Annotated in this window: 22 protein-coding genes; 6 read left to right on the top strand and 16 right to left on the bottom strand. The window is 53.6% G+C overall.

What is annotated here, in order from left to right:
- Positions 1-231 precede the first annotated feature (231 nt).
- From JKK62_RS15670 to JKK62_RS15660, 3 genes are read right to left on the bottom strand one after another with little or no spacing between them, the layout of a single operon-like run.
- The gene (locus JKK62_RS15670) at positions 232-717 is read right to left on the bottom strand and encodes a flavodoxin family protein (RefSeq protein ID WP_201428745.1); all 486 of its coding nucleotides are present in this window, start codon (positions 715-717) and stop codon (positions 232-234) included.
- A gap of 22 nt (positions 718-739) precedes the next feature.
- Positions 740-946, bottom strand: a complete 207-nt coding sequence (locus tag JKK62_RS15665; protein WP_201428744.1) for a helix-turn-helix transcriptional regulator — start codon at positions 944-946, stop codon at positions 740-742.
- Positions 946-1,275 (bottom strand): DUF6442 family protein, encoded by a 330-nt coding sequence (locus JKK62_RS15660; protein WP_201428743.1) that lies wholly within the window; start codon positions 1,273-1,275, stop codon positions 946-948. Before JKK62_RS15660 ends, JKK62_RS15665 begins: the two co-directional genes overlap by 1 nt.
- A gap of 236 nt (positions 1,276-1,511) precedes the next feature.
- On the opposite strand from JKK62_RS15660, the gene JKK62_RS15655 reads away from it, so the two are divergent.
- A complete protein-coding gene (locus tag JKK62_RS15655; protein WP_201428742.1) occupies positions 1,512-3,065 on the top strand; it encodes a CotH kinase family protein in 1,554 nt (517 codons plus the stop codon).
- Positions 3,066-3,434: 369 nt separating this feature from the next.
- Here JKK62_RS15655 and JKK62_RS15650 read toward each other — a convergent pair whose 3' ends face one another.
- The gene (locus JKK62_RS15650) at positions 3,435-5,504 is read right to left on the bottom strand and encodes an elongation factor G (protein ID WP_201428741.1); all 2,070 of its coding nucleotides are present in this window, start codon (positions 5,502-5,504) and stop codon (positions 3,435-3,437) included.
- A 223-nt stretch (positions 5,505-5,727) separates the two neighbouring features.
- Positions 5,728-7,083, bottom strand: a complete 1,356-nt coding sequence (locus JKK62_RS15645; protein ID WP_201428740.1) for a serine/threonine-protein kinase — start codon at positions 7,081-7,083, stop codon at positions 5,728-5,730.
- 205 nt (positions 7,084-7,288) lie between these two features.
- On the opposite strand from JKK62_RS15645, the gene JKK62_RS15640 reads away from it, so the two are divergent.
- From JKK62_RS15640 to JKK62_RS15620, 5 genes are all read left to right on the top strand, one after another.
- On the top strand, positions 7,289-7,498 hold the full coding sequence (locus tag JKK62_RS15640; RefSeq protein ID WP_201428739.1) for a FeoA family protein: 210 nt from the start codon (positions 7,289-7,291) through the stop codon (positions 7,496-7,498).
- An 83-nt stretch (positions 7,499-7,581) separates the two neighbouring features.
- Complete coding sequence (locus JKK62_RS15635) at positions 7,582-7,803, top strand: FeoA family protein (RefSeq protein ID WP_201428738.1); 222 nt, start codon at positions 7,582-7,584, stop codon at positions 7,801-7,803.
- A gap of 87 nt (positions 7,804-7,890) precedes the next feature.
- On the top strand, positions 7,891-10,368 hold the full coding sequence (gene feoB, locus JKK62_RS15630; RefSeq protein WP_201428737.1) for a ferrous iron transporter B: 2,478 nt from the start codon (positions 7,891-7,893) through the stop codon (positions 10,366-10,368).
- Positions 10,369-10,445: 77 nt separating this feature from the next.
- Positions 10,446-10,625, top strand: a complete 180-nt coding sequence (locus tag JKK62_RS15625; protein WP_201428736.1) for a FeoB-associated Cys-rich membrane protein — start codon at positions 10,446-10,448, stop codon at positions 10,623-10,625.
- A gap of 173 nt (positions 10,626-10,798) precedes the next feature.
- Complete coding sequence (locus tag JKK62_RS15620; RefSeq protein ID WP_201428735.1) at positions 10,799-14,185, top strand: right-handed parallel beta-helix repeat-containing protein; 3,387 nt, start codon at positions 10,799-10,801, stop codon at positions 14,183-14,185.
- A gap of 51 nt (positions 14,186-14,236) precedes the next feature.
- Here the strand turns inward: JKK62_RS15620 and JKK62_RS15615 are convergent, their stop codons facing one another.
- From JKK62_RS15615 to JKK62_RS15565, 11 genes are all read right to left on the bottom strand, one after another.
- Complete coding sequence (locus JKK62_RS15615) at positions 14,237-14,608, bottom strand: YccF domain-containing protein (RefSeq protein ID WP_201428734.1); 372 nt, start codon at positions 14,606-14,608, stop codon at positions 14,237-14,239.
- 1 nt (position 14,609) lies between these two features.
- Positions 14,610-15,164: an NUDIX hydrolase gene (locus tag JKK62_RS15610; protein ID WP_201428733.1), complete on the bottom strand. Its 555-nt coding sequence runs from the start codon at positions 15,162-15,164 to the stop codon at positions 14,610-14,612.
- Positions 15,161-15,421 (bottom strand): hypothetical protein, encoded by a 261-nt coding sequence (locus JKK62_RS15605; protein ID WP_201428732.1) that lies wholly within the window; start codon positions 15,419-15,421, stop codon positions 15,161-15,163. The genes JKK62_RS15610 and JKK62_RS15605 overlap by 4 nt, the downstream gene beginning before the upstream one ends.
- Before the next feature lie 10 nt (positions 15,422-15,431).
- Positions 15,432-15,875, bottom strand: a complete 444-nt coding sequence (locus JKK62_RS15600) for a hypothetical protein (protein ID WP_201428731.1) — start codon at positions 15,873-15,875, stop codon at positions 15,432-15,434.
- Between the two features lie 11 nt (positions 15,876-15,886).
- Complete coding sequence (locus JKK62_RS15595; protein WP_201428730.1) at positions 15,887-16,759, bottom strand: hypothetical protein; 873 nt, start codon at positions 16,757-16,759, stop codon at positions 15,887-15,889.
- Positions 16,756-17,811: an acyltransferase family protein gene (locus JKK62_RS15590; protein WP_201428729.1), complete on the bottom strand. Its 1,056-nt coding sequence runs from the start codon at positions 17,809-17,811 to the stop codon at positions 16,756-16,758. The genes JKK62_RS15595 and JKK62_RS15590 overlap by 4 nt, the downstream gene beginning before the upstream one ends.
- Before the next feature lie 101 nt (positions 17,812-17,912).
- On the bottom strand, positions 17,913-18,440 hold the full coding sequence (locus JKK62_RS15585) for an SF0329 family protein (RefSeq protein ID WP_201428728.1): 528 nt from the start codon (positions 18,438-18,440) through the stop codon (positions 17,913-17,915).
- 117 nt (positions 18,441-18,557) lie between these two features.
- Positions 18,558-19,241, bottom strand: coding sequence for a YoaK family protein (locus JKK62_RS15580; protein ID WP_201428727.1), 684 nt, complete (start codon positions 19,239-19,241; stop codon positions 18,558-18,560).
- A gap of 695 nt (positions 19,242-19,936) precedes the next feature.
- On the bottom strand, positions 19,937-20,482 hold the full coding sequence (locus tag JKK62_RS15575) for a QueT transporter family protein (protein ID WP_201428726.1): 546 nt from the start codon (positions 20,480-20,482) through the stop codon (positions 19,937-19,939).
- Between the two features lie 201 nt (positions 20,483-20,683).
- Complete coding sequence (locus JKK62_RS15570) at positions 20,684-22,678, bottom strand: CotH kinase family protein (protein WP_201428725.1); 1,995 nt, start codon at positions 22,676-22,678, stop codon at positions 20,684-20,686.
- Positions 22,679-23,021: 343 nt separating this feature from the next.
- A complete protein-coding gene (locus JKK62_RS15565) occupies positions 23,022-23,498 on the bottom strand; it encodes a TspO/MBR family protein (protein ID WP_201428724.1) in 477 nt (158 codons plus the stop codon).
- Between the last annotated feature and the right edge of the window lie 141 nt (positions 23,499-23,639).

Here is a 23,639-nt window from a genome sequence, read left to right as displayed (position 1 = left end):
TGCTCCTTGTAATTAAGATTGGATTTTACTCCTAATTACAAGGGCTGAACCTGTTCGTGCAACGAACAGATTCAGCCGCACATTTCTTTTGATTTGTCAAGTCTTTTTACTAAAAATTTCAAATAATCTTCAAAAAAATACCCCGTACCCTTATTTGAGTACGAGGTATTACTTATTGTTGCCTTATCTTAATGATATTGCCCGAGCGATCGGGAGCTTTCTTTCACCGTTTTAACTATTCAGACTCAGGCAAAACGCCTGTATCTTCTTTTCATTATCACCGGAAGGCTTATCCTTGGGATCGATCAGTACAAGCTGAGCGTCAAAGTCTTTAATATCCAAAAACTGTTTAAGCTTTTCGATCGCCTTGTTCGCTCCGCCGCCGGAACAACAAAGGAACGCAGCTACGGTCTTCCCTTTGAGCGCTTCACGATTCTCTTCGATAAAGGTTCTCAGCGGCGGCGTAAAGCTGCTTGCCCAGACAGGCGTTCCGAATATGATCCTGTCGAACTCACCGTCAAAGCGATAAGGCGTCAGCGCGGGCTTGTCGCCCATCACGGCGCTTTTGCCGCCCCATAAAAACTTGCGGAAACCGGCAGTCGGATACGCCTTTTTCGGCTCGATACGAATCAGCTCGGCACTAGTTTGAGCAGCGATTTTTTCGGCGGTCAACTGTGTATTGCCACTCATAGAATAGTAAACAACTGCTGTTTTCATAACGAATCCTCCTCAGTATTACTCAGAAATAAAATAATTCTTCAAACTTTTTATCCAGTGCGATACAGAGAATCAGAGCCAGCTTGGCGGTCGGGTTGAACTGCCCCGTCTCAATAGAGCTGATCGTGTTGCGAGATACGCCGACCATCTGCGCCAACTCCGACTGCGAGAGCTTCTGCTCCTTGCGAACGGCGGCAAGGTTATTTTTCAGAATCAATTCATTATCCATTACGCCATCACCCCACAGAGCTGCAGAATCCAAATTACCAACATCATCAGCGCCAGTAAGCCCCACATAATGGTGACGAACAGCTCGTGCCGCTTGCGAAGTATAATATACTTGGTCAGAAAAGCGACAAATGCCATCGTAAAAAGAACAAAGTCCATACCGCGATTGACATATCCAAGAACAAAACCGTTAACCGTATCAACGAAAATAACCAGTAACACTGCGACAAAATAAGCAGTGCGGGTTCCGCTCTTTTGCGCTTCGATATCGGCATAATCCTTGCCTTTGTTCTCCGTTTGCGCTTTTTTCAAAATATCTTCTCTGTTCATGACAACATCTCCTTTTTCATTGTCATTCAACCATGATAATCTCAGCCGAATGAATCAATTCTTGACAAGTTTACTTGTCATTTCTGATGTTGTCATTATAGCACTGCCAAGTTTACTTGTCAATACTTTTTGCAAAGTTTTCTTGTCAATTATCAAGTTTATTCCTGTTTTCATGCCTTTCTTGTGTTTTATCAACTTTCATGCTATAATGACTGCAATAAAGAGGTGATATACCTATGAAAAGAATCCTTTCTCTCCTGTTCTGCGGACTGCTCCTGTTTTCCGCTTGCGTAACGGCTCATGCGGCGGAAACCGAGCCGCCGTATGAGGCGGTCATCTGTAACGATGATCCTGACCTTGCCGTAACAGGCGCCGTGCCCGACCTATCCGACGAAGGCGCGATCGGAGTACCGAAGATCGAGATCGACACCGTCGACGGCAACGGCGCGACCCTGCAGAAGGAGGACGGCTACGTCAACGCGCAGATCAGCATCACCGACACCGACGGCAGCGCACTCAGCGGCGCGGTACAATTCAAGGTACGCGGCAACAGCACCGCCATCGCTTCCATCCCGAAGAAGGGCTTCACCTTCAAATTTGACAAAAAGACCGACGTTCTCGGCATGGGAAAGGGAAAGAAATGGGCGCTGCTCGCAAACTGCTTCGACCCCACCCTCCTGCGCAACTATCTCATGTTTGACCTTGCCGACAAGCTTGGTCTGCCTTATGTATCCCGTCAAAAATTCGTTGAGCTGTGGCTCGACGGCTCCTACCGCGGCTGCTACACCGTCTACGAGCCTGTTCAGGCGGGCGGTGACAGGGTGGATATTGACACGGACGGCAACAAGGACTTTTTGCTCGAATACGAGGCGACCCGAAGTGAAGCAGACATCGTCTACATCAACATCAGCGGCGTACGGTTCGCGGTCAGCGAGCCCGACCCGCCCGACAGCGACCAGACCGCCTACATCACCGGCGTGATAACGGATATCGTTACGACCCTGCGCTACGGTACACAGGAACAGATCCGCGAGAGGCTCGATATCGACTCCTTCGCGAAATACTATCTGCTCAATGAGTACGCCAAGACCCTCGACTTCGGTATGTCGTCGGTATTCTTCTTCTACAAGGACGGCAAGCTCTACGCGGGGCCTCCGTGGGACTATGACCTCGCCTTAGGCAACGCCAACGCGGATATCCAATCCGCCGCCGCAAAGGAAGGCGCACGCTCGGACGGCATCATGCAGACGACAAAGAACCTCTACCGCTGGCTCTGTGATAAGGACTGGTTCATCGACGAGGTCAAGCGCGTCTATGCCGCGCACTACGATGAGATCGCGGCGATCTCCGCCGACGGCGGTACGCTTGATACGCTGAGGAATGAATATCAGGCGTTATTCAACCGTAACTTCGGCATCTGGAAGGTCAGCCGCTGGTGGCTGAATTACCAGAAGGTGCCGCTCGCGACCTACGAGGAAAACTATAACTTCCTCAAGAACTGGTGCGGCGATCGCAACGAATGGCTGAGAACCTACTACGGTCTGACTCCCTACACCTACATCGTCGGCGATACCGACGGAAACGGTGAAGTGGAGGCAGTAGACGTCACGCTGATCCAGCGATGTCTCTCGAACATCCTGCCCTCGCTCGATGACCGCGCGATCACCCGCGCCTCGGTAACGGGAGAGGAACTCGACGTCATCGACGCAACCATGATCCAGCGATATCTCGCGCAGATCAGCACGCCCTACCCGATCGGTGAACAAAAGACCATCATGGTCTATCACTGACAGAAAGCCCCCTCGAGAGAGGGAGCTCGATCTATCTTGCATACAAAAAGGGGGTTGGCTTCTTGAGTCGACCCCCTTCGATTATCCTCTATTGATTGATCAAACCGGCAGAGAGCAGAGATATGCACCAATTACATAAGTGATGAGATTTGCAATAACGGCATAGAGTACTGCGAGCCACGGACGGTAGGTTTCGCGATACTCATACCGCTTGAAAGCAATCGCATATACCGTGCCTTCGACTGCCGCGACAGCAATCTCAAAAGCCTTTGGTAAAATGCTTAACCCTCATGATCAACCTCCATAAAGGATAACACACCCTGCATGACGATATGCAGGGTGTGATTCTATACATTGTTTAACTCTTGATTATTCGTCAGCCTTGGCTTCTTCGATAACCTTCTGGGCTACCTGAGCGGGAGCGTCCTCATAGCGCTCGAACTCAAAGCTGAAGGTGCCGCGACCCTGAGTACACTGGCGCATGAATACGGAGAAGTCAGCCATCTCAGCCATCGGGACCTCAGCCTCGACGATCTGCATGCCGCTCTCGCCCGCGTTCATACCGAGAACACGACCGCGGCGCTTGTTTACCTCGCCCATGATATCGCCCATGTTAGCGTCCGGAACGTTCGCCTTCAGGGTACCGACCGGCTCCAGGAGAGCGGGCTTCGCCTGCGGGATACCCGCCTTGAACGCCAACTGAGCGGCGGTCTTGAACGCCATTTCATTGGAGTCAACGGGATGGTACTTACCATCGTAGAGAGTCGCCTTGACGCCAACGACCGGGTAACCTGCCAGCGGGCCCTTCTTGATGGATTCCATCAGACCCTTCTCAACCGCGGGGAAGAACTGCTTCGGAACGGAACCGCCGACGACGGCGATCTCGAACTCCAGACCCTCGCTGTCGCAGGGCTCGAACTTGATCCAGACGTCACCGTACTGACCGGAACCGCCGGACTGCTTCTTATGCTTACCTTCTACGTCGGACTTGCCGCGGATGGTCTCGCGGTAAGCGACCTTAGGCTGCTTTAACTCAACCTCGACATTGAACTTCGCCTTCAGCTTGCTGACGACGACGTCCAGATGCTGCTCGCCCATGCCGGAGAGCACCATTTCCTTGGTCTCGGGGTTACTGACATACTTGATGGTGGGATCTTCCTCAGCCAGACGCGCCAGACCCTGAGCGACCTTATCCTCCTCGCCCTTCTTCTTCGGATAAACCGCCATAGAGAAGGAAGGAGCGGGATAATCGATGCCGTCGAGGATGACCTTACGGGTCGGGGAACAGAGGGTATCGCCGGTATTGGCGGAGGTCAGCTTCGGGATCGCGCCGATATCGCCGGCGACGACAGCGGAGGCGTCCTCCTGCTTCTTACCGCGGACGGTGAGCACCTTGGTGATGCGCTCCTGGTTACCGGTGCGCATGTTGATCAGCGGCGCATCGGTGGAGACCTTACCGGAAACGACCTTGAAGTAGCTCAGCTTACCGACGAACGGGTCGGCAACGGTCTTGAAGATGATCGCGGCGGTAGCACCCTGCTCGTTGCAGGCGATCTCTACGGGGTCGCCGTTGACGTCGACAGCGGTCTCGCCGCCGTTATCGGCAGCGGTGGGAGCCAGCCATGTAATGCTGTTCAGGAACTGCTCGATACCGAAGGTGGTGGAAGCGTCGCCGCAGAATACGGGGCACAGAGAGCCGTCCTTGACGCCCTGAGATACGCCGGTGATGATCTCCTCGGGGGTGAACTCCTCCTCCATGAAGAACTTCTCCATCAATTCCTCAGAGGTCTCGGCTACGGCTTCCTTGATCGCCTCACGCAGACCCTCAAAGCGGTCGCCCATCTCGGGGATGATGGGGGTAGGCGTCACGTTGCCCTTCGCGTCATACTTATAAGCCTTATATTCGAGCAGGTTGATGTAGGTATTCGCCTGACCGTTCTCGATATGGGGAACGATTACAGGGCATACAGAGGGACCGAAGGTCGCCTTCAGATCCTCGAGAACGCGATAGAAGCGCGCATCCTCATCACAAACACCGTTGACGAAGAAGATCTTGGTCAGACCTTCCTTATCGGCAGCCTTGACTGCCTTCTCGGTACCGACGTTGACGCCGTCCTTGGCGGATACGACGATGACCGCGGTCTCGGCGGCACGATAGCCCTCATATACGCCGCCCTCAAAGTCAAACAGACCGGGGGTGTCAATGATATTGATCTTGGTATTCTTCCACTCCACGGGAGCCACGGCGGTAACGATCGATACCTTGCGGCGGATCTCCTCGGGATCATAGTCGAGCTGGGTGTTGCCGTCGGCGATCTTACCCAGACGGTCGCTCGCCTTGGAAAGATACAGCATCGCCTCGGCGACAGAGGTCTTGCCCGCGCCGGAGTGACCCGCCATAGCGATGTTTAAGATGTGTTTCGCGTCATACTGTTTCAATGTAAAAACTCCTTTCAAGAGTACTGAGTACAGATTTGCACTTGTCCGATTTCCGAACTACCATATCATTATATAACAAATTTGTAAACCATACAATAAAAAACATGCTCTGAAAGAGAAAATCCACTAAACATATAAAAACACAGCGCAACTTTTGTGCAATTCGCTCAAAAGCTGCGCTGTTTCTTATGATATACTCCTGTATATTAAGGCAATAATCAAATTATTTTATCTCGGTGTACCGCGCAAAGGTCTCAAACGCCCTTCCATAATCACCGTTCGCGATATCAGATTCCATCGCGTCAAAGATTTCGTTGAGCGAATCATCCGGGAACTTGGTTATAGCGGAGCCTGTAGTCGTAATATACATCTTTTTATCCTCAACGCCGATCAACAACATGATGCCGTCTGAATTGTCGCTGAAGCCGGAAAGATGGTTCTCATAATAATCAATCGAATAATCCTTGATATCCTTACCGCCCAGCGAGTTAGTTGTCACAACCGCCGTAACAAAATGATCATGGGAATAGGAGCGATCAAGCATCTGCGCAAGCCGCGCTTCTTCTTCGGTTGTGATCAGATCGGCAAAATCCGCTACGCTGGAATAGGGTACGGTCGAAGCGGATGACGTCGTAGTTTTTTCAGTCCGGTTCTGTACGATTATACCCATCCCAACCAGGAAGGCGAGTATCGACAAAACCATGATCACCACCGGCCATGGGTTCGATCGTTTCACGGGCTTTGAAGGGATATAACGTACCGCAGGCTGAACTGTTTGCGCTTTCCTGACAGGATGATCCGTCGATAAATAGAGGTTTTGCAGCGCATATGCAAGCTCCTGACAGCTCCGGAATCGCTGCTCGGGATAGAACGCGGTACATCGGCTGATTACCGCCGCCATATTCGGCGACATTCTGCCGTTCTCCTGAGGCGTACTGTTGTCCCATGGGGTAATGCCCGTAATCAGATATTTAATGGTCACGCCCAAGGCATAGATATCGGATCGAGCGTCGGTTCGTCCGTGATACTGCTCCGGCGGCGCAAAACCGCCCGTTCCCAGCGCAATCGTATCGTTTGCCTTATCAGGGTTGAAAACTCGGGCGGTACCAAAGTCGATGATCTTAAGGCTCCCGTCGTTCTTGAGTATCACGTTGGAGGGCTTCATATCACGGTATATGATCGGTGGTTGCTGTCCATGAAGATAACTAAGCGCCTCACACAACTGTATTGCCCATTCCCGGACGGTCTCCTCGGATTGAGGACCCTCCTGTGACAGGACGTCCTGCAGCGTGCGTCCTTCGATGTAATCCATCACCAGATACAGCGCCTCAGAATCCTCGATGATATCGACAATTCTCGGAAAGGCAGGGTAATCAAGATTTTTCATCATCTCCGCCTCGCTCTTAAGACCGTTAATGAACAACTCATTGTTATGTTCTCCGGTCTTGCAAATCTCCTTAACAGCCCAAAGATTGCCGAGGCGTATATTCTCAGCCAAATAGACCTTAGAGGTGCCGCCTTTACTGATATAACGTATCAGCCGATATCTGTCGTCGATCAAACTTCCGATCTCAGCCATTAACGACACTCTCCCTTCTCCCTGTATAAAAAAGTATATCATTCAGTCTGTAAAAAGTCAACGGAGTATCGTCAGGTACAGTGCCGCAGGTTATCGGGAAAAATTTTGTCAAATCTATTGACAACCGACGCGAAGCTCGCTATAATAGGTACGTGGGTTAGCTTGAGCTAACCATCTGCAATTATCTTCATAAAGGAGAATACACATGCCACTTACACTCGCAGCGCTCGGCGAAGAATATATCATCAAGCGAATCGGCGGAAATGCAGAGGTACGTACGCATCTGCAGAATCTGGGTTTTGTCCCCGGAGGCGCCGTCACGGTCGTCAGCTCCATGGGCGGCAACCTGATCGTCAACGTAAAGGGCGCGCGCATCGCCGTCAGTAAAGAGATGGCGCAGAAGATCATGATCTGATATCGGAATCGGTGACAGAAGGCGGATTAGAACAAAGCTCCCCCTACCGTTCACCATTCACCAATAACAAGGAGGCAAAACACATGAAAACTCTTAGAGATGTCGCGATCGGCGGCTCCGCAAAGGTCAAAAAGCTCCACGGTGAGGGCGCCGTCAAACGCCGCATCATGGATATGGGTATCACCAAGGGCGTCGAGGTTACTGTGCAGAAGGTAGCGCCGCTGGGCGATCCGCTCGAGATCACCGTGCGCGGCTATCAGCTGTCCATCCGCAAGGCGGACGCAGCGATGGTCGAGGTGGAATAAGCGGTCTCCGCTTATTTTTTTGACAAACGATTAGCTTATGTTAACCGAATTAGCCTAAGCTTACATCTTATGAAATGAGGTAAGGAAATGAATCTGACAATTGCTTTAGCGGGTAACCCGAACAGCGGTAAAACCACCCTGTTCAACTCGCTGACAGGCTCCAACCAGTTCGTCGGTAACTGGCCGGGCGTTACGGTCGAAAAGAAGGAGGGTAAGCTCAAGAAGCACAGCGACGTGACCATCACGGACCTGCCGGGCATCTACTCGCTCTCCCCCTACACCATGGAAGAGGTCGTCGCGCGTAACTACCTGATCGAGGAACGCCCCGACGCGATCCTCAACATCGTCGACGGCACCAACCTCGAGCGCAATCTCTACCTGACGACGCAGCTGTGCGAGCTGGGCATCCCGGTCGTGGTCGCGATCAACATGATGGACGTCGTAGAGAAAAACGGCTACAAGATCAACACCGCCGAGCTCAGCCGCGCCTTAGGCTGCAAGGTCGTGGAGATCTCTGCCTTAAAGGGCAGCGGCGTTCTGGACGCCGCAGAAGCCGCCATCAAGGCAGCCGAGGACAAGAAACCCGTCCCGAAGCACCCCTTCGACGGTACCGTCGAGCACGCGATCGCTCATATCGAGGAAGCGTGCGTACACGATATGCCCGAGGAACAGCAGCGTTGGTACGCGGTCAAGATCTTTGAGCGCGACGACAAGGTGATCGAAAAGCTCGGCATCAGTGAACAGACCCGCGCTCATATCGAGAAGGATATTAAGGCGGTCGAGGATGAATACGACGACGACGCAGAGTCCATCATCACAAACGAGCGCTACGTATATATCGGAAAAATCATCAACGGCGTATATAAGAATAAGCAGAAGGGTCAGCTCTCGACCTCAGACAAGATCGACAAGGTCGTCACCAACCGCTGGCTGGGTCTGCCGATCTTCCTTGTCATCATGTTCCTCGTCTACTATATCTCGATGGTCACCGTCGGATCATGGGCGACTGACTGGGCGAACGACGGACTGTTCGGCGACGGCTGGCACCTCTTCGGTATCGGTACCGCTCAGGCGGAGGAGCAGGCTGACGCCGTCGGCGTTCTGGTCGGTTCGGCTGAAGCCTCCGGTAATGAAGCGATACTCGAGGCGCTCGACTTCGAAAGCGAGAGCTACGATCCCGCTAAGGCGGTATCGACCGTCAAGGAGTTCGCGGCAGGCGTCAAGACCACCGACGAGTTCACCTTTGAGGTAGAGGACGAAGAGACCCTTGAGGTCAGCGAAGAGACCGTCACCGGCGAGGACGTCAAGTCAGCCGCCGAGATATTCGTCAAGAATGAGGGCAAGACCGACGATCCCGCCGAGTTCGGCGTATGGGTACCCGGTATCCCGGTTCTGGTCGGCAGAGGACTCGACGCACTCAACACCCCCGCATGGCTGTCCAGCCTGATTCTCGACGGTATCATCGCGGGCGTCGGAGCAGTACTGGGCTTTGTACCCCAGTTGCTGGTATTGTTCCTCCTGCTGGCGTTCCTCGAGGCGTGCGGCTACATGGCGCGTATCGCCTTTGTACTCGACCGTATCTTCCGCCGATTCGGTCTCAGCGGTAAGTCCTTTATCCCGATCCTGATCGGTACCGGATGCGGCATTCCCGGCATCATGGCGTCGCGTACCATCGAGAACGAGCGCGACCGACGCATGACCATCATGACCACCACCTTCATCCCCTGCGGCGCGAAGATCCCCTTCATCGCGATGATCGCGGGCGCGATCTTCGGTGGCTCGCCGTGGGTCAGCACCGGCGCTTACTTCATCGGTATGGCGGCGATCATCTGCTCGGGTATCATGCTCAAGAAAACCAAGCCCTTCGCGGGTGAACCCGCTCCCTTCGTCATGGAGCTGCCCGCGTACCACATGCCGACTCTCGGCAACGTTCTGCGCTCGATGTGGGAGCGCGGCTGGTCGTTCATCAAGAAGGCGGGCACCATCATCCTTCTGTCCACCATCGTGCTGTGGTTCCTGAGCCGCTTCGGCTTTGTCGACGGTACATTCACGATGCTCGGTGAGGAAGAGATCGGCAACAGCATGCTTGCGGCGTTCGGCAACGCGATCGCATGGATCTTCGCTCCGCTCGGCTGGGGCAACTGGCAGGCGGCTGTCGCCTCGATCACCGGTCTGATCGCAAAGGAGAACATCGTCGCGACCATGGGTACGCTGTACGGCGGCGGTCAGCTCAACACATGGGCGGCTATCGCTCAGGTATTCACCGGCGTGACAGGTTTCTCGTTCCTGGTATTTAACCTGCTGTGCGCGCCGTGCTTTGCGGCGATGGGTGCGATCAAGCGCGAGATGAACTCCGGCAAGTGGACCGCCTTCGCGATCGCTTACCAGTGCCTGTTCGCCTATGCTGTCGCCCTGTGCATCAACCAGATCGGCGGCGCGTTCACCGGTAATCTGAACGTGATCGGTCTGATCATCGCGATCCTCTTGATCGCGGGCATGGTCTTCATGCTGTTCAAGCCCTACAAAGAGGCGGATAAGCTCACCAAGAAGGTCAAGATCAAGTGATCGGCTGAGAGTGTCAACAAGCTAAAGCGTCCTCAAAACAAAAATAAAAATGACGATTCAAAAAAGGAGATGACAAAATGCTTACATGGATCAGCGAGAATATCGGTACGATCTTTGTCTGTGCCGTACTGATCGCGATCGTCACGGCGATCATCGTCAGTATGGTCAGGAAGAAGAAGCAGGGCAAGTCGGTCGTATGCAATTGCGGCAACTGCAAAACCTGCGCGATGTCAGGCTCCTGCCATAAATCCTCATAATACATAACGATATTTCATCAAGGCAGCCCGCGGAATCCCTCCGCAGGCTGCCTTTTTGGTTACAATTATATGACAAAACGCCTATTTTCTCTCCGTAAAGTTGACAAATGATATAAAAAAAGGTAAATTTATAGTGTATATTCTCATCTATATTATATCAAAGGAGTATTCGGATGAAACCAATCATAAAGCACGCGCTTTCCCTTTTGCTTTCTCTGGTCATGGCGGTCAGTGTCGCGACAGCCGCCGTACCCGCAGCCGAGTTTAATGGTACCGGGTCATCGTCAGCTGTGATAACCGTCAGCGCGGAAGATATCGAGACGCTGGGGCCGATCGAAGCGATCCAGAATGCGCTGGACACGGCACGCGATAACGCGACCGAGAGCGATCCCTACACGGTCGTCATCCCCGCCGGCACATACGGTCTGAACACCCTTCTGCGCATCTACGACAATACCACGCTCGATATGCGCGGCGTCACCCTCGTCCACGAGAGCGACACCAACATCATCAAGGTCGGCGCAAAGGATACCAACGAGGAGGGTCCCGAGGGCTACTGCTACCAAAACATCCACCTGATCGGCGGCGTACTGGACGGTAACCAGGGCTCGAACACGCTGATCAAGGTTTTCCACGCGAAGAACTTCACCATGGACGGCGTGACCCTGTGTAACGACCTCAACGCGCATATGATGGAGGTCGCGGGCGTAGACGGCATGACCATCCGCAACTGCACCTTCCGCGATCAGATCCTCGAGAAGGGCAACTTCGGCTATGAGGCGCTCCAGCTGGACGTCCTCTACCCCTTCCATATCTATGAGGCGCATGCCGAGGCGCTGAGCATGAAGAACGTGCTGATCGAGGGCTGTACCTTCGATAACGTCCCCCGCGGCATCGGCTCCCACACCAATATCCTCAATAACCCGCACAGCGGCATCACCATTCGCAACAACTCCTTTACCAATATCAAGAGTATCGCCATCCAGGGCATGGGATGGTCGAACACCAATATCACCAACAACTACATCGACAACGCACCCCGCGGCATCACGGTCTACTCCGTCATGTACCGCGGCAACGGCACCTATCTCGCCTCCGACTTCTACAAGATCGGTCATGTCGAATCGGACAAGAACATTTCCGAGAAGTATATCGCTCCGGTGAACTCGAACATCAACATTTGCTACAACGAGCTGCACAACATCGGCACACTCGACGATATCTATGCCTCCTACGAGAGCCACGGCATCGCCGTACTGGGCACCAACCTGACCGCTCTCTACCCCAAGAACACTTCCGACAGCTCCGCGGGACTGCCCGTAGGCGAATACTATAACGATACCGTCAACATCCGCGACAACTATATCGACGTCCGCGGTCACGGTATCCGCGTAGAGTACGGCAGGAACGTTGTCATCAAGGGCAACGAGCTCATCCACACGAGGAACACCGTCCATGCCTCCGCCTCCGGATACATGGGCATGCTGCTCAGATACAACTCCAAGTTCACCGCCGTGAACAACAACACCATTATCAAGCCCGAGACGGACGGCATCCAGCTGCGCTCGAGCACCGCGAGCAGCGTGAGTAACAACTATATCGAGAATACCGGCAAGTACGGTATCTGCTCCTATACCTGCACACTCGGCAACGTCAATAATAATGACGTCAACACCACCGCCAATCAGGGTATCTGCCTGATGGAAAGCACCAAGGCGACCGCCGTCAGGAACAACCGCGTCAAAAAGACCGGCAAACACGGCATCTACTTCACCGCCAATACGAGCGCCGCTGACGTATCCGGCAACACGACCCTCAGCTGCGCCAACAACCTCACCTACTACAAGAGCTACAACCTCGTCAAGGCGGGCACCAATTACACTAAGTCCGCCACCCTCGAGAAGTTCAGCCTCGAGAAGGAAGGCGTCATCATGGGCGTAGGCACCGCCTTTATGCTGGTACCCGAGGTCTATCCCGTCAACGCCTTCTCGACCTTCACCTACAAGAGCGGCAATACCGATATCGTCACCGTCGACAAGTACGGAAGAATCAAGGCTGTCGGCACCGGCTCGACCACCGTTAAGGTGACCGCCAACACCGGCGGCTCAAAGAGCTATCCCGTCACCGTCGACAACAGCGGTACCGTCAAGATCATCGACACACAATCCATCGCGACCCCCGCCATCAGCTCCCTTACCGCCGTAACGAACGGAATAAAGCTCAAATGGAGCGCGGTAAGCGGCGCAAAGGGCTACCGCATCTATCGTCTTGACGGAGCGGGATGGGTCGGACTGGGTAATGTCACAACGACCGAATATACCGATACGAACGTCGCCTTCGGTAACACCTATACCTACACGCTCAGATGCCTTGACGGGAACCATAATCCGATCAGTGACTATAATCATACCGGCTGGAAGATCGCCTACGGGCTGTCTACCCCGAAGATCACCTCCGCTGTATCCGCCGCCAACGGCGTCGTCGTAAGCTGGGGTAAGGTACCGGGCGCCTTCGCCTACCGCGTCTACTGTAAGAACGCGACAGGCTGGACGAATCTCGGCACCGTCACGACCACATCCTTCACCGATACCAAGATCAAGTCCGGCGAGACCCGCACCTATACCGTACGCTGCGTCGATAATAAGGGCGTATTCACCAGCGACTTTGACCGCACCGGCGTAAAGGGCAGCAGACCCGCCGCACCGAAGGTCAACAGCATCTCGAGCTCAATCGACGGCGTTCTGCTCAAGTGGAACGCGATCAGCGGCGTTTACGGCTACCGCGTCTTTAAGAAGAACAGCGCCGGCAGCTGGGTACGACTCGGCACTACCACTGCGAACACCTTCACCGATACTACCGCCGTCAGCGGCACGACCTACATCTATACCGTCCGCTGTATCGACAAGAACGACAGCTACATCAGCGACTTCAACCATACCGGCTTCAAGATCACCTATATCGCCGCACCGATAGTCAGCAATATCGTTGTCGTCAACAACGGCGTCACTCTGAGCTGGAGCGCTGTCAAGGGAGCGAGCAGCTACCGCGTCTTTTACAAGAACGCCTCGGGCGACTGGATCAGGCTCGCAAAGGTGACCGGTACCTCTTACACCGACACTGCGATCCAGCAGGGCGAGACACGCGTCTACACCGTCCGCTGTATGAATGCGAAAGAGAGCTACATCAGCGACTTCGTACACGACGGATTTACGGCGACCCGCTACGCGACGCCCGATTTCACGCTGACGAATGAAGCAACCGGCGTAAGGATCAGCTGGACTCCCGACAGCAACATCGACCGCTACCGCGTATATCTGCACAACGGCAAGAGCTGGACGGCACTCGATACTGTTTACGGCGACAGCTACCTCGATGAGAATGTCCGCGCAGGCGGCACATACACCTACACGGTACGCGGCATCGGCGCAAACGGCTACCCCGACAGTTTCGCGACCGGCCACCAAAGCCCGGGCAAAAAAATCACCTATCAGCCCGCCGTCATCCCCACCGGAACAGATGTAACCGAAGATCTGATCCCCGAAGAAACAACCGAATCATGATACACAAAGCCCGCGGCTCAATGAACCGCGGGCTGATTTTTTCATCAAATTCTATTGTTGAATATAGCGGATCTCCGCGCCGAAGGGAGCTAAGGAGAGCTTCGCGAGCTTAAAAAACTGCAAGCCAAAAGGGATACCGATGATGGTAACGCACCACAGCAGTCCGAGCGTCGCGTTTAGCATCGCCATCAAAAATCCGCCGAAGAGGAACCACAGCACGTTGACAAGGAACGAAACTGCGCCGCCTGCGTAGACGATCTCCTTACCGAACGGAAAGAAGGACATACCCGACAGCTTGAAGCACTGGAGCCCGATCGGGATACCGATGATCGTGACGCACCACAGAAGCCCCGTCAAACACCAGGCAAGTCCGCTGAGAATCCCGCCGAAGAGGAACCATAAAACATTACCGATCGTACGCATCTCATACACCGCCTTTACTTCTGTGTCTGAGATAGAACATCAGCGCCGTACCCATCAGAGCATGACCGTACTCCGCGTTACCGAAGGAGCGGATCACCTCATCGACGGGCTTCAGCTCATAGGTCAACAGCTCATCATCATCGAGAGCCTGTTCGCCTGTCGGCTGTAAATCCTCCGCCAGATAGACGTGGTAACGGTTCTTGAACAGCGCCGGGTTCGGGTAGACGGTACCCAGATGAATCAGACTGTTCGCCTTGAAGCCCGTTTCCTCATAGAGCTCTCTCGCCGCCGCCTGAGCGGGGTCTTCACCCGCGTCCGCGACGCCGCCGGGGAACTCTACGCTGATCGCCTCTGCCGCGTGGCGCCACTGACGCACGGTCACGAAGCAGCCTTTGTACTCGGCGATCACCATGACCCAGTCGGGCGCGTCCATCGCAATATAATCGCCCTCGAGACCGTTCGGAGAGAGCTCATGCTGCTCGTTCACATCAAATACCGGCGTATGCAGGAGCATACGGCTGTCGGTCATCGTCCATTTCAGCTGTTCATCCTTCACCGTGAACGCCCCTTTCGCTTATCTGCGTACTCCATATCAAAGCCGCATTGTTCGCAGTAATAATACTGCCTTCTCCTCGCTTTTCTGCCCATGGAGCCGCCGATCAGACTCAGCGGTCCAAGCAGCAGAATACCGATCGACGCCTGCTTGACGCTGAAGCCCTTGTGGCTCTTAGGGTCAACGGGCGCCCAAGTAAATCTATTTCCGCATCGAGGACACTTATCGGGGGCTTCGGTCAATTTTCTTCGTTTCTTCATCCGTATCACCTCAGAGCTGTACGAGCTTCAGGATCGCGTCATACTCATTTTTATCACAAGTGAAGGTATGCATATAGCTGTCAACGGGCGATGTCAGGAATAGGATCATGCCGTTGTCCTGTACGGTATAATCACCCAACCATGCGGTCTCCGAATCCAAAGTCGTACTGAAGTTTAAATGTATCAGATTAGCCGACGGCTCGGGGGTTTCACTCTCCCCGGTACACAAGCCGCGTATATAATCAAAAAGCTGCTGCGCCTCTTCCCCCTCAATCAAAAAATCCTGTTCGCCGTTGACAGAGCCTGCGCACTTGATGCCCGTAATGTCCTGACGGTTCATGTCGATTTGCGTTCCGCCCGCCGTAGTGAGCAACACAGTATCGGACTGACAGCCGGTCAGTACAACTGCCATCTGTATCAGCGCCGTCAAAAGGCAGACTATCCGTTTCATCATCCTTACCTCCGTTATTTCTTCTTTACTTCGTAAGTATTGCGCTCGATCATAATGTCATAGTTCAGCTTGCTGCCGTCGGGCGCTTCCAGCGTAAACGCCGCCTGACCGCTGTGCGTGAGCTCGGCATGTACCAGATAATCCTCGGTGGCTTCTTCATAGCGGATCGAAAGATCACCGTGGGAGTCGCTGTCCCAATAGACCTTGTAGCTGTCGTCAAAGGTCGTCGCAGCGGTCTCTCCCCCGCTCGACAAAATATCAGTGATGTAAACAGGGGGCTTGACGAAATTGTACACCGTCCCGCCGACGATCATTAGACCGCTGATGATCAGCGCGGCGAGCTTCACCCGCTTATCGGAGAAGATACAGAGTGAATAAAGCACCAAGGTACCCGCACAGAAGATCGTACTGTACAGATGGAATGGGAACGAGAACAGCATCTGTCCGAAGTATAAGCTATAATGCCCGCCGACCAGAAGCAGCATCGGCACGAGGATGATCAGTCCCCACGGACGGTCCTTCTTCATATAATAGCCGATAAAGCCCATCGGAAGGGTCAGGATTGTCCACAAGATCCAGTTGCGGTAGTACTGCATGACCGACCACCCGAGGAAGGGTACTTCGACCAGATAGATCAGCGGCTGGCTGATCAGGAAGAACACAAAGCACTTGAGCGCTGAGTCGATATTGCTCTTTGAATTCATGATGATCAGGATACCGAACAGCACCCAGCGGTCGAAGTAGATCGCGGAATCACGCAGGGAGGTGTCATACAAGAACGGCACCTGATTGATCAAACCGGTATATACGCCGATCGCTACAGCGAAGATGATCAGCTTCGGCCATGTCAGATTGATACCGCCGAAGAGCTTTTTGAGCACTTTCATGAGGTTTTCTCCTTTGATGATTTAGGAGTGATTTTCTTGAAGATCACCCGCTGGATCAGCGAGGCAAGATACGCCGCGACCATGAACGGGATCATGAACAAGAGATAATTGCGGTACACATGACCGCTGTAGAACGAGGTAGTCGCGTAGACCTTTCTGCCGATGCTCGTCGCAATGTAGATCTCGAGCGAAAACCCGCCGAAAAACGCCATCAGCTTATCGAGCTTGAGCTTGGAGAGGGTCACAAACGCCTGCGCCATCACGAAGGTCAGGGCGATACCTGTCAGCGAGCCGTAATAGCGGTAGTAAAAGCCGTGCAGAGTCGAGCCGCCGTACAGCGGGACACCCAGCCCGATCACCACCATGCACACGATCAAAAACAGCGGCGAAAACCTGCGCTTCTCTTTAACGAGCCTGCCCATATACATGCCGATGATAAACACCGTCAAGCGTGGCAGTATCTTATCGAAGTTATCCCACGCGACCGGGAACAGCCGATACACGGCGTAGGTCAGCCCTACCGTCACGAGCGCGAGGATCGCCGTGCGGAGCAGGGCGAAGCGCTCCTTATAATGGATGAAGCGGTAGATCAGGGGAGAAAGCAGATAGAACGCAATGATCGACGGCACATACCAGAAGACGATCGGGTCGTCCTCGCCTGTCCAGTAATTCACCGCCAACGCCGCCTTGAAGAACAAGCCGACCTGATGACTCGCGATCAGGCACATATAGAAGATATACGGTACAGCGAGCAGCAGATACGGCAGATAGATCCTCAGCAGCCGCCTGAGGTAGAAGCTTCCGAGCCGCGGCTTCTTAGACAGCGAGAAATACAGTCCGATACCCGACAGCAAAACGAAGATATCGACGCCGATGTTGCCCATCGACAGGACCTCGGCGATCAGCTTGCCCGATTCGCCGAAATGCACCTTACCCAGCGCCATGCCGTGGAACAGTACGATCCACAGTGCCGACAAACCGTAGATGGCGTTGCGGTATGTGCTCAGCGACGAGAAGCAAAGCTCATCGCGCCTGAGAGATTGTTCCTCCACTCGGATCCTCCCTTTCCGTTTACATAATCTAATTCATTATACATCAAAGAATGATATTTGTCTATGAAAAAAGCCCCGAAAGACTCACTTTCGGGGAACATTTACATTTGAGTCATGCCTTCGGCGTCAGCTCTGAGCAGAATGATTTTACAAAGCCACGCGGGATGAGCGTCCGGGTCGTTCATGAGCTTTTTCAGGCTTTGCTTGCCGGTACGCCGATCAAGCACAGCGAACATCCGCTGAATCGGATCATCGGCGGTCAGGCTGTCAGCGATATCGCTGTTTCGATAGGCTTCCAAAGCGGTACAGAACTCTTTATCGGTATATTCATCACGCTTGCTCACGGGGATATCGGCAAGCGTTTCCCAAAAACCGCTCCAGTACTCGGCGGTCGAATCGAGCTTTGCATCCCGTTCGACAAGACCGGTGCGGTGGAAGTACGACTGCACCGTTTCCCAAGAAAACTGCTTGTACAGTTTGCCGTCGAGAAACAGCTCAAAGATCTTGCAGTCATCCATACCGACATAGGTCGTGCAATTATACCTCACTCTGCCCTTCATGCTGTCTGCGAGCATCTCCCGCTCAAGATACTTCCTCATTCCGCTCCATGAGCCTAACGTCCTGCTCATAAAACCTGTCCTTTCTTTCAGAAATTGAAATCTGATACACATTATACATCAAAGAATGATATTGGTCTATGAAAAAAGCCCCGAAAGACTCACTTTCGGGGAACATTTACAATTGATTCATGCTTTCGGCTCTTTGGCATCACGGCTGCTGCCTTCCGATGACTCGCGGAACATCATCGCGCCCGCGATCAGGAGGAGCGCAACCGAGATCCAGATCGTGCGGATGCCGAGCCATCCCGACAGCACGCCGCCGACGCCCGCGCCAATCGCAAATATCAGGATAATGCCGAAGAAGTGCAGGGCTTTATACAAAGCGGGTTTCTCATGCGTGCGCATAAACTGCGAGAGGCTCTCGGTACCGCTGCGGAGATTGCCGATGCACATGGTACTCGCGTAGCCGAAGCCGTGTACCTTGCGGAAGGTCTGTACCTGCATCGCACAGGTGAAGGAGACCAGCATATTCGCGATCATATGGTACTCCCGCGGCATGAAACCGACCGCGGCGAGCACGAACGCCTCGATCAGGATGACGATCTGGCGCCAATGGATACGGTTCTTCTCCTTGAAGAAATGCTCGATCCTCTCGGCGGCGAAGATACCAAGCGCGAACGACAGCAGCGGCAGCATATACCGCAGACCGCCCGCGGGATCGCCGGACATGAAGTTCTGGCTCATCAGGACAACGTTGCCCGTCTGGGCGTTGGCAAAGACGCCGTCCCTGACATTATACGTGTAGGCGTCCTGCAGTCCTCCCGAGAAGGACAGCACGGCGCTCAGCCGAAAGCTCTCCGATGTCTGCATATAAAGCCACCTCGCTTTTTATCATAATCCATCATACCTGTCACTTCGCTTTCTGCTAATATACTACCACAACCGACGCGATTAATCAATCTGCTGAACGTATAAAAGCTCCCCGAAAGCCTCGCTCTCGGAGAGCAGTGTATTGATTGATTTCCTTATCCGGACGTTTCGTGATCGAGTTTGGTATATGTCAGACTTATAACCCCTCATATAATGACTGTTTATACTAATCCTTGATAAAAAGATTTAATCAGATATTAGTGATATATTTCGGATAGCGCGACGGGAGACGCAGACAGGCTGGCGCCTGTCACTTCCGGGGTCCCTACAACGCCTCGCGTTGTGGGGAGAGGAGGAGTCGCGGCACGAGGTCAAGGCATACCAACCGGAGTAGCCTTCAGATGAGGAGTTGTCCAAATCTGTGATTTGGTTTACAACTCCCATGCAACAGCGCTCCAAGAGCGTAGCGATTGGCTAAGCGCCACTGTGTACAGCGAACGACGACGACAACAAAGCTATACGAAATATAGCGCAATAGATGATAAAGGTTTTTATTAAGGATTAGTATGATAACCTGACCGGGCGCGGACTGCTTCATATAGACTGAGCGCGGCGTGAGCCGGCATGATGGTGGAGTATGTATTGTTTTGCCCATATCCGGCGTATCATACATCCAAAAGGCACGGCGGGTATTACTAATCCTTGATTACAACGCCCATCTGCACGCCCTTCTTGTTAAGAAGGACGCAGAGCGGCGTACCGAGCACGAGGAGTACGGCGAGTTCTCCGACGGCGACCAAGCCGCTTTGCAGCAGAAAGTCTACCGTGTTGAAGTGCAGGCTGCCGATGAAGAAGAAGTCAATCTCAAAGCCGATAATCAGTCCATTGAACAGAGCGGGCATCAGTAGTGCCGGCACGGGGATATTCTTAACGCGCGCGTTGCGGAGCAGGTACATGGCAACCGCCGCAAACAGCGAGGCTGTCGCGCCAAAGATCATGTCGTAAAAGCCCAGTCCCGCTGTGACCGAGCTGATGTTTGCAATTACACAACCGAGGGTCAGCCCGGGGATCGCGGCGGGGGTGTAGACGGCGAGCACTGTCAGCGCTTCTGCAACGCGGAACTGTACCGCCGTTGAGGCGGATCCCGGGATCAGCAGGTTCTGTGCAATGGTCAACACGGCGTACATCGACGCGATCATCGCCGCTTGCGTAAGATATATAACATGTTTGCGTTTTATCATAAAACACCTGATTTCGACAGCTATTTTACCTCTTTCATTGTAGCACATTTCCGTTGGATTGGCAACCTTCACGGAAGGGAAAAGAAGAAAGCAGCCCGGTTCAGGGCTGCTTTCCGAAAGAGAGGATCCCGATTATCGGGAAGATGGTTGAGGGAGACTGACAACTGATCCGTTAGTTGACGGACTTTCCTTTGCGGTACGTCATCTGATCGGCTTACCGATGGCGTAGGGGGTCTCGATGTTGATCGACCAGCGCATGATCCATGTCGCGTCGATGACGTCTGCCTCACCGTCACGGTCAACGTCGGCAACATTCTTCTCTTCATCGGAGAAGGTAATAATGCCCACGTCGTTGCGCATGATCCATGTTGCGTCGATGATGTCGACCTCGCCGTCGAGGTTCGCGTCACCCAGCAGATTTGAGGGGGTGTAGTCGGGTGCGTACTGCTCGGAGAGCCATGCCGCGCGGCTGAGCATCCAGTCAGCGGCATAGTTGTACATGTCGGTGAAGTTCTGACCGTAGCGGGTAGCAGTCGATGAGACGATCATCTTCTGCGTATCCTTATCATAGGTCGCCTTTTTAAGGGTCGAATGATCGGCGATCCAGCTGCCGGTGTTCAGGAGCCAGCCGCTCTTGTAATTCATCTCGGCGGAATCCTCGATCATCGTGAAATACTCGTTCTTTGTATAGAGCTCGCTGCCGATCGTCTGATCGATCTTCTCGCCGGAGAAGTGCTCCAGCGCGGGAACAAAGTCCTCGAACCAGATCTGCGGTACGATCGCTGCGATCTGCTGGTTGCGGGAAATACGCGCGATGATATTGGAGGAGCGCTTGGAGCTTGCGGAACTCTTGCCCTTGTGCTGGCACCACCAGCCTGTGTATTCCTCATAATCGGTCACACCGATGGTTCTCAGATCCCAGCTTACGCCGACCGCGTTGCCGAGCGAGTTATCGTAATCCCATACGGGAGAACCGTAGAATTTGTAGACGCCGTTCTCATCCTGCTTATAGGTGAAGAAGGTACTGGAGACGCCGCTGTCCCAGTTTTTGCCCAGTTCGTTGATGAGGTACAGCTTCGCGACGGATTCGACGTCGGCGACTGCCGCGAGATTGCCGGTGGTGGAGGTGGCGTTGTAAAAGGCGGTGAACTTGGTCTTGACATACTCCTTGACCTCGTCGTAGCCGGGCTGACCGGGATCGATCTCGGGGGATTTGATGGTGATTTTGAGATTGCTGGCGCTGACCCAGTAGTCATCGTCGCCGGCGCTCGCGTCGACCTCGGCGATGAAAGGGAAGTCCTCCTTGATGGTGCCGTCCTCGTTGAGATAGCCGTCGTCGGAGACCTCGGGCACGAGGCTGCCGGGCTCGACCTTCTCACACATCAGGTAGGAGCCCCAGTAGTAGCCGTTGACGTAGAAGTCGACGTAGCGCGAGTCGGAGGCGTAGGGCATACCGACCGCGTCGGACAGATCATACAGGATGCGGTTGCGGGAGAGGGAGTCGTCCTGGTAGTTCGGGAGGATGGAGTACTTCTTGTTTTTCTCCATTCCCGCGATACCGACCTTCTTATCGTAGGTGATGTTGTAGCCCTTCTTGGGCTTGTCCCACGAGGTATTGCCTCTGCCCTTGATCTTCTTTACGGTGGTGTTGTCGATCGCGCCGTCGGGAGTGACGATCGCGCCGGTCGCCTTGGCACTGTTTGCCTTATCCGCGTTGAGATAGGTCATCAGGTCGGTGCCTGCACCGTCGGCGTCGGGGTTGTTGATGTAGACAGCTGCCTCTGCGTTCGAGTTCATCATCTTTAGGGTGTAGCTGCTGCCGTCCGCGGTGACCGTGTAGGCGGTGTCAGCAGCATAGGGGATAGCCTCGGTGGTGTGAGAGGCGATCGTGACGCCGTTTACCGTGACCGTCTGATCGTAGCCGTTATAGACGTCGATCGTGTCGCTTGCGGCGGATGAAGGTAGAAAGAAGTACTTCTCGTTCGGTTTTTCGACGTTGAAATCCTCGTCGTGGACGCTCTGCCATGCCTGCCACGCTTCTGCATCGGTCGAATCGCTGACCGCATGAACATAGAGAGCCTTGTCGGCAGCGAACGCAGCCGGAGTGCCCTTACCCTCAGCGGCAGCGGCACTCATAAAGGGTAACGCGCCTGCTACGAGCAGAATCGTCAGTAACAATGCCAATGCTTTTTTCATATCGTTAACCTCCTAATGGTTATTGTACAAGCTTATTGTACATCCCGTGTCAGAGATTTGTCAATGTTTTTCTATCTATCGCATAAATATGTTTTATGAGGAGAGTTAAGAATGAGAAATTGTAAATGCTTTAAGTAGGGTTCGTTCGATCCCTATATGAAGTGGTGCAAGGTCTATTGTTGGGGCCGAATTCATTCAGCCCGATCGTTCTGCGTCAACAGGGCGACATCACGGATATGCGTTTCTATTTCGTCGCTTTCGAACGGGTAAAAGTCATTCGACCCCTACATGAAGGCTGTATAAGGTTTAATTCGTGGGCGGGATGAATCTCGCTTGTTGCGCTCTACCCGTTCAAAAGGTAGATACCCAGGTTGAGATAGCTTGCGAACAGTACCCATGCGATATACGGCAGCTGGAGCAATCCCGCGGTTCGGTGCCGCTTATAGAAGCGCACCGCCATCGTGATGACAAGGATGTCGAGCGTGACGATCCAGATGAACGCGGGCAGTCGCCACTTAAACACGAAGAACAGCACCGGCCAGAGCAGATTGACGATCAGTTGGGCGTAGTAGGGGATCTCCGTGTAGCTGTCGCTCAGGTCGTTGACCTTGAGGATACCGTGCGAAATACCCATCAGCAGGTACAGTACACTCCAAGCGATGGGGAAGAGGATCGACGGCGGTGCGAGCGGCGGCTTCTCGAGAGAGGTATAGTCCATCGAGCCCGAGGTCAGCAGTCCGACGAGCGCTCCCGATACCAGCGGCACGAGGATAGAGAGAAGATAGGTCTTGACCTTATCCCAGGTGGTTACGATAGTCATGGTGATTGACTCCTTTTCCGTTATACTAATCCTTGATAAAAAGATTTAATCAGATATTAGTGATATATTTCGGATAGCGCGACGGGAGACGCAGACAGGCTGGCGCCTGTCAAGGAGCCCAACAAAGCTATACGAAATATA

The sequence above is a fragment of the Ruminococcus difficilis genome (assembly GCF_016680995.1).
The sequence above is the reverse complement of the archived record's forward strand: the minus strand, read 5'-3'. Positions and strand labels throughout refer to the sequence as shown.